Raw genomic sequence first — 6,907 nt, 5'->3', positions numbered from 1 at the left:
GGAACGGCCACACCTGTCCCTGAAATACAAAACGCCCGATGCGGTGCATCGGGCGGTTTGAGACTGAAACAGGTGTAAACCTATTTCAGGACTAGACACCTGCAATAAAGTCACGCGGGTTCTGGCGTCACCCGTTGCTGCGTCTTGCCCTGAGCCTGCGCCCAGTTTTCCGGGAGGTTGATGTAATCCACCAACTCTCGTAGCCGCCCCTGATCGCGGCCATTGAAGTTGAACACCAAGCGGGTCAAATGACTGAATCGCGGTTCGTCGTGGTCTTCACCTGTATAGGCGAGTTGCTGGAACTCACCACTGAGCCGCAGGCTGGCAAATTCTTCCTGCAAATGGGCCAAGGCATGGTCGCTGAGGGGATGGTGCATGCGCACCACAAACTCACGCTTCAACCAACGGGTAGAGTGGAAGTTGGCGTAAAACTGGTTGATTTCGTCCACCGCTTCCTCGGCGCTGTAGACCAGGCGGATCAGCTTGAGGTCGGTGGGCAGGATATAGCGATTGGCCTCCAACTGGCTGCGGATAAAGTCCAGGGCGCCTTGCCAGAAACCACCACCAGGTGCATCCAGCAGTACCACCGGCACCAGCGGGCTCTTGCCGGTCTGGATCAAGGTCAACACTTCAAGTGCCTCATCCAGGGTGCCGAAACCACCCGGGCACAGCACCAGCGCGTCGGCTTCCTTGACGAAGAACAGCTTGCGGGTAAAGAAGAAGTGGAAGGACAGCAGGTTTTCGGTGCCATCAATGGTCGGATTGGCGTGCTGTTCAAACGGCAGGGTGATGTTGAACCCCAGGCTGTGCTCCAGGCCCGCGCCCTCGTGGGCTGCGGCCATGATACCGCCGCCGCCACCGGTGATGACCATCAGGTCCGAACGCGCCAACGCAGCGCCCACTTCTCGGGCTAACGCATACAGTGGGCTTTCCACAGGTGTGCGTGCCGAGCCGAATACTGTCACCTTGCGCCGCCCCTTGAACTGTTCGAGTACACGAAAGGCGTGGTCCAGTTCGCGGATGGCGCGCAGGGTGATCTTGGCGTTCCAGCGGTCGCGGTCGTCCTGGGCCATGCGCAGGACGGTGAGGATCATGTCGCGATAAAGGGGGATATTTGGGCTATTAGGGGCGATCAGCTGGATTTGTGCGTCGACCTGCTGCGTGAGGTCGGTCCCGTTTTCTTCAAAATGACGAAGCAACTGCTCATTCGATTCATAAGGCATTCAACTTCTCCTTCTTTACAGGGCCTGGGTAGTCGACGAGAGCGTCGTCGGGGCCACGACACTGCATGTGTCGCGACATGCCGCAGGAGGGCAGGCCTTTCTTGCCCTGAAAGTACTACAGAACAGCATTGAAACTGCTGTGGATGGGCGTATGGGATGGCTTGATCATGGGCCGAAAAACCCTTGGCTGGCAACCGCTTATTGGTCACCCATCACGAAGTTCGGTTGTTGGCAGGAAACGCCGCGGTGGTGTACGCGCTGCCGGACAGCAGCGCGTGAGGATTCAGCAGTCGTTACTTTTTCTTTTTTGCCGGAGCCGGGCAGTCGGCTTCTACGAACTTGACCGATGCCACAGGACGGTTGGTCTTGTTTTCGGTGATTTCGTAGCGCATCACCGCGCCCTTGGCCATCAGCTCGCGATAGCCCGGGTTGGTGCACACACTGCGGCCCAGCTGGAAGTACACAGCCTTGGGGTTGGCGCGCATCTGTTCGGCGCGATCAGGTAGCACGCTGAGGTGATCAATCAGCTGCATGCCTTCGACGGTGTAGGCCACTTCCAGGGTCTTTTCATCGATTTCCCGGGGCAGGTCCTTATTGCTTTCAGCCGCGACGCTTTGCAGCTTCCTGTTCATTTGAGCCTCCAGCAGCGAGGCCGCATGGGCGCCCATAGGCAAGGCCAACGCAAGGGCGACGGATGGGGCAACAAGGCGCAGCATGGAACGCAGCATTAAACTCTCCTGATTCGGTTACTGGTGCATAGACCAGCCACTGCGCTGTGCGTTCAGTGGCGCGCAATTATAGGTGAGCCCTTGCCACTACAGCCAGGCGTATCGCTGGTAAACTGCGGGCACTTCTGTTTTTCACGAGTTTGTTCCGTGTCGATTTCCTTTTCTTCGCCGCGTGCCCGATGAGCCACGCCGTTTCCCGCTTGCGCACCCAACGCCTGGCGCGTGCCATCAGGCCGTTTCTCAATCGTGGTTCCCGGGCTGAGCGCTGCCCCGGCTGTCGGGTGATTCCCGAATATTGCTTGTGCGCCTGGCGGCCCAAAGTCGCGGCCAAGTCAGCCATGTGCCTGCTGATGCACGACGTTGAACCGATGAAGCCGAGCAATACGGGCTGGCTCATTGCCGATGTAATCGGCGACACCACGGCATTTGCCTGGTCACGTACCGAGGTAGATCCTGATTTGCTGACGTTGTTGGCTGACCCGCAGTGGCAGCCATACATCGTATTTCCCGGCGAGTTTGTGGCGCCGCAACGGGTGGTCAGTCAAGTCCGCGTGGAGGAGGGCAAGCGTCCGCTGTTTATCCTGCTGGATGGCACTTGGAGCGAAGCGCGCAAGATGTTTCGCAAAAGCCCCTACCTGGAGCATTTGCCAGTCCTGAGCCTCGCCCCTGAGCAGTTATCGCGCTACAAGCTGCGGCGTTCTAAGCGTGATGACCATTTCTGTACTGCCGAGGTGGCGGCGCTGTGCCTGGAGCTGGCCGAAGACTTGACTGCCAGCGAAGTGCTGGACGCCTACCTCGATGTATTCAGCGCCCATTACCTGGCAGCCAAGTTCCAAATGCCCTTGGACCCGATGGACGCTGTCCATATGCGCCTTGCACCCTATATACCGGCAGCCTAGCCAGACGACGTTTGCATGATGGCACCCTGAACCCGCAACCCGCTAGAATGCCCACGGGCGTAGCGCTTGACCCTCCAGGCTGCGCTGGGCATGCTGGGCGCCGATTGGGGCGCAACCGTGAATGCTCGACGTCATTACATGTGTTTTTGGCGTTGGGCGAGCCCTGTGGCGATAGCTGCCTGGCCGTCGCCTTGTGTATTGGTGAGCCCTGAACCCATCAAGGCTCCCATAAAAAACAGGATCATTTAACCAATGGCCACATACGAAATCCTGATAGCCGATGACCACCCGCTGTTTCGCAGCGCACTGCATCAGGCGGTAACCCTGGGCCTTGGTCCTGATGTACGCCTGGTCGAAGTGGCCAGCATTGCCGAACTCGAAGCCCGCCTCACCGAAAAATCCGACTGGGACCTGGTATTGCTCGACCTGAATATGCCGGGCGCCTACGGTTTCTCGGGCCTGGTGCTGCTGCGCGGGCAATACCCACAAATTCCTGTGGTGATGGTTTCGGCCCAGGAAGAAGCCGACGTGGTAGTGCGCTCCAAGGAGTTTGGTGCCAGCGGTTTCATTCCCAAGTCCAGCGCGATGGAAGATATCCAGAAAGCCGTGCGCGCGGTGTTGGATGGCGATGTGTCGTGGCCACCCCAGGCGTTTGAAGAAATCAATGTGTCCGAGGAAGCCAAGGCTGCCCGTGATGGCCTGGCCAGCTTGACCCCCCAACAATTCCGCGTGTTGACCATGGTCTGTGAGGGGCTGCTGAACAAGCAGATTGCCTACGAGCTGAGCGTGTCCGAGGCGACCATCAAGGCACACGTGACAGCGATTTTTCGCAAGCTGGGGGTGCGTACGCGAACCCAGGCCGCGCTGCTGTTGCAACAACTTGAGTCAATTTCGCAGCATTAAGTTACAACCGCTTCACGCTTTTTTGACTTTGCGTGATCTAGCTTCCCCACTTCTTTGGTTCAGTTGCCTACATCTATGTCGCCTTTCAAGGGTCAAACCGGTATCAAACGTATCTTCAATGCAGGGGGCTATTCCCTGGATGGCCTGCGCGCGGCTTTCACTGGCGAGGCGGCATTCCGTCAGTTGGTGTTGCTGAACGTTATCCTGATCCCAGTGAGCTTTTTCCTGCAGGTCAGCCGGGTTGAGCGGGCACTGCTGATTGCGGTGTGCCTGTTGGCGTTGATCGTCGAGCTGCTCAACTCCGCGGTGGAAGCGGCTATCGACCGCATTTCCCTGGACCGCCACCCCTTGTCGAAAAATGCCAAGGACATGGGCAGCGCCGCGCAATTCGTGGCGCTGACCATGATTACCCTGGTGTGGGCCGTGATCCTCGTCTGAGCATCAAGCGATACTCGGCAGTACGATCTCGTCGCTGCGCTGCACCCCCGCGGTGAAGGCGCGGCACAGCTCCAGGAACTCGCGCATGGCCGAGGTCTGGTACTTCTGCTTATGCCAGATGAAGTAGAACTGCCGGGCCAGGTCCAGGTCCGGGGTTTCCACCGGCACCAGGCTGCCACGGCGGAACGCATCGCGTAGCGCCAGGCGCGAAATGCAACCAATCCCCAAACCAGATTCCACCGCCCGTTTGATCGCCTCGGTGTGTTCCAGCTCCAGGCGGATATTCAGCGCGCTGCGGTGATGACGCATGGCCTGGTCAAAGGTCAGGCGCGTGCCCGAGCCTTGTTCCCGCAGGATCCAGGCTTCATGGGTCAACTCGTCCATGCTCGCCACGCCACGTTTGGCCAAGTGATGCTGCGGCGCACAAAACACCACCAGTTCGTCCTCCACCCAGGTTTGCACCTCGATATCCGGGTGGCTGCAGTCGCCTTCGATTAGACCCAGGTCAATTTCGTAGTGCGCCACCTGATGCACGATATGCGCAGTGTTCTGCACGTGCAGCTTCACTTGGCTCTCGGGGTGTTGCTGCATAAAACTACCGATCAACAGCGTCGCCAGGTAATTGCCTATGGTCAGGGTGGCGCCGACCGCCAGGGAACCGAAGCCGGACTTACCGTTGAGCAGGTCCTCGATCTCCTTGGCCTGGTCCAGCAACGCCACGGCCTGGGGCAGCAGCTGGTGGCCGAGGGCGTTGAGGCTCAGGCGTTTACCGGCGCGGTCGAATAATTGGCAGCTGGATTGACGCTCCAGCTCGGTGATCGATGTGCTGGCGGCAGATTGAGATAAGGCCAGAAGGCCAGCAGCGCGGGAGACGCTTTCCTGCTGGGCGACGGCGACGAAGACTTGCAGTTGACGGAGAGTAAATCGCATATCGATATAACCGATAACCCTTATCTTAATAATCCAGTTAACAGATATTGTCGCCGCCATTAGAATGCTGTGCAATTGCGCATCTGTATCTTTGGCGCAGACCCATTTCCAGGAGTCCCCCGTACATGAGCAACATGAACCACGAGCGTGTCCTCAGTGTTCATCACTGGAACGACACTCTGTTCAGCTTCAAGTGCACCCGCGATCCGGGCTTGCGCTTCGAGAACGGTCAGTTCGTGATGATCGGCCTGCAACAGCCCAACGGCCGCCCGCTCATGCGTGCTTACTCGATTGCCAGCCCAAACTGGGAAGAGCATCTGGAGTTCTTCAGCATCAAGGTGCCCGATGGCCCGCTGACTTCCCAATTGCAGCACTTGAAGGAAGGCGACGAGATCATCATCAGCAAAAAACCGACAGGCACCCTGGTGCTTGACGATTTGAAGCCGGGCAAGCACCTGTACCTGCTCAGCACCGGTACTGGCCTCGCGCCCTTCATGAGCGTGATCCAGGACCCGGAAACCTACGAGCGTTTCGAAAAAGTGATCCTGTGCCACGGCGTGCGTTACGTCAACGAAGTCGCCTACCGCGAATTCATCACCGAGCACCTGCCGCAGAACGAATTCTTCGGCGAGGCCCTGCGTGAAAAGTTGATCTACTACCCCACCGTGACCCGCGAGCCGTTCGAAAACGAAGGCCGCCTGACCGACCTGATGCGCAGCGGCAAGCTGTTCAGCGACATCGGCCTGCCCCCGATCAACCCCGAGGATGACCGCGCCATGCTGTGCGGCAGCCCGAGCATGTTGGACGAGACCAGCGAAGTGTTGAACAGCTTCGGCCTGAAAGTTTCGCCACGGATGCGTGAGCCGGGTGACTACCTGATCGAGCGTGCGTTCGTAGAGAAGTGACTTCGGGTCACTTGTAGGAGCGAGCTTGCTCGCGAAGGACGTCAACGATAACGCTGGCATCTTGATTCAACGCGGTGCCTGTTCGTTTTTCGCGAGCAAGCTCGCTCCTACAGTTGAATGCGTTTGCAAAGAAAAGCCCGCGTTGCCTGTGAAGGCAGCGCGGGCTTTTTCGTTTATGCGATTTACTGCGCCGCAACCACTTCCAGCACACAAATCAGCCCGGGTTCCGGGTAGTGCCAGCGCACATCCACATCCCAGAATTGTGCTCCATACTCCCGTTCGGACGTAGGCACCTGGTACGCCGGCCGCGGATCCTGCGCCAGACACTGCTCAATCAGTTCCACCAACGGCTCGCCGAGGCGCTGAGCGTGGCCTTGCGCCTGTTGCAGCGCAGTCTTGAGCCACTGCACAGCAATCAGCTGCGGCGCGCTGCTGGCGATGCTGTTGGTGGCGCTGTCGATCATGTCGGCATAGGGCACATACGGTTTGATATCCAGTACCGGAGTGCCGTCGAGCAGATCAATCCCGGATATCCACAGCCGCCCCGGCTCCACCTTGTCCAGCTTCACCACCGACTGCCCAATGCCATTGGGCCGATGGGTTGCACGGGTGGCAAACACGCCCATGGACGTGTTGCCACCCAAACGTGGCGGGCGCACTTTCAGGCGCGGCTTGTCTTCCAGGGCCTGGTGAAACAGAAACAGCAGCCACACATGGCTGACCTGCTCCAACCCCTGCACCGCCTCACCCTGGTCGAACGGCGCCACCAACTCCAGTACGCCACGGGCAGCCGGTGCCAGTTGCGGTTGGCGCGGGATGGCGAACTTCTCCTTGAAGCAGGAGCGTACGAAGCCGACGGGCGAGACCTGGTAACTCATGGC

General features: G+C 58.9%; 8 protein-coding genes. 4 read left to right on the top strand and 4 right to left on the bottom strand.

The features are described from left to right. Positions 1-110 precede the first annotated feature (110 nt). Both ASD70_RS22225 and ASD70_RS22220 read right to left on the bottom strand, forming a co-directional pair. A complete protein-coding gene (locus ASD70_RS22225; RefSeq protein WP_056847464.1) occupies positions 111-1,223 on the bottom strand; it encodes a TIGR00730 family Rossman fold protein in 1,113 nt (370 codons plus the stop codon). Between the two features lie 293 nt (positions 1,224-1,516). After that, complete coding sequence (locus ASD70_RS22220) at positions 1,517-1,951, bottom strand: PA3611 family quorum-sensing-regulated virulence factor (protein WP_043048893.1); 435 nt, start codon at positions 1,949-1,951, stop codon at positions 1,517-1,519. 179 nt (positions 1,952-2,130) lie between these two features. Between ASD70_RS22220 and ASD70_RS22215 the strand changes: the two genes are divergently transcribed. The 3 genes from ASD70_RS22215 (at position 2,131) to ASD70_RS22205 (ending at position 4,191) form a co-directional block, all read left to right on the top strand. After that, positions 2,131-2,850 carry a tRNA-uridine aminocarboxypropyltransferase gene (locus tag ASD70_RS22215; protein WP_046071232.1) on the top strand — a complete coding sequence of 240 codons (720 nt, stop codon included), beginning with the start codon at positions 2,131-2,133 and terminating at the stop codon, positions 2,848-2,850. Positions 2,851-3,102: 252 nt separating this feature from the next. Next, entirely contained in the window at positions 3,103-3,753 is a 651-nt protein-coding gene (gene erdR, locus ASD70_RS22210) for a response regulator transcription factor ErdR (protein WP_046071233.1), read from the top strand. 75 nt (positions 3,754-3,828) lie between these two features. After that, on the top strand, positions 3,829-4,191 hold the full coding sequence (locus tag ASD70_RS22205; protein WP_043048897.1) for a diacylglycerol kinase: 363 nt from the start codon (positions 3,829-3,831) through the stop codon (positions 4,189-4,191). Between the two features lie 3 nt (positions 4,192-4,194). On the opposite strand, the gene ASD70_RS22200 is transcribed toward ASD70_RS22205, so the two are convergent. Then, on the bottom strand, positions 4,195-5,121 hold the full coding sequence (locus ASD70_RS22200) for a LysR family transcriptional regulator (protein ID WP_010212678.1): 927 nt from the start codon (positions 5,119-5,121) through the stop codon (positions 4,195-4,197). 125 nt (positions 5,122-5,246) lie between these two features. Between ASD70_RS22200 and fpr the strand changes: the two genes are divergently transcribed. Then, positions 5,247-6,026 carry a ferredoxin-NADP reductase gene (fpr, locus tag ASD70_RS22195; protein WP_003172178.1) on the top strand — a complete coding sequence of 260 codons (780 nt, stop codon included), beginning with the start codon at positions 5,247-5,249 and terminating at the stop codon, positions 6,024-6,026. Positions 6,027-6,208: 182 nt separating this feature from the next. Here the strand turns inward: fpr and tsaA are convergent, their stop codons facing one another. Continuing rightward, the gene (gene tsaA, locus ASD70_RS22190) at positions 6,209-6,904 is read right to left on the bottom strand and encodes a tRNA (N6-threonylcarbamoyladenosine(37)-N6)-methyltransferase TrmO (protein ID WP_046071234.1); all 696 of its coding nucleotides are present in this window, start codon (positions 6,902-6,904) and stop codon (positions 6,209-6,211) included. Between the last annotated feature and the right edge of the window lie 3 nt (positions 6,905-6,907).

It is taken from the genome of Pseudomonas sp. Root569 (genome assembly GCF_001427465.1).
In the GTDB taxonomy this organism is placed as follows: domain Bacteria; phylum Pseudomonadota; class Gammaproteobacteria; order Pseudomonadales; family Pseudomonadaceae; genus Aquipseudomonas; species Aquipseudomonas synxantha.
Note: the sequence above shows the minus strand (reverse complement) of the source record. Positions and strands in the feature narration are given on the sequence as shown.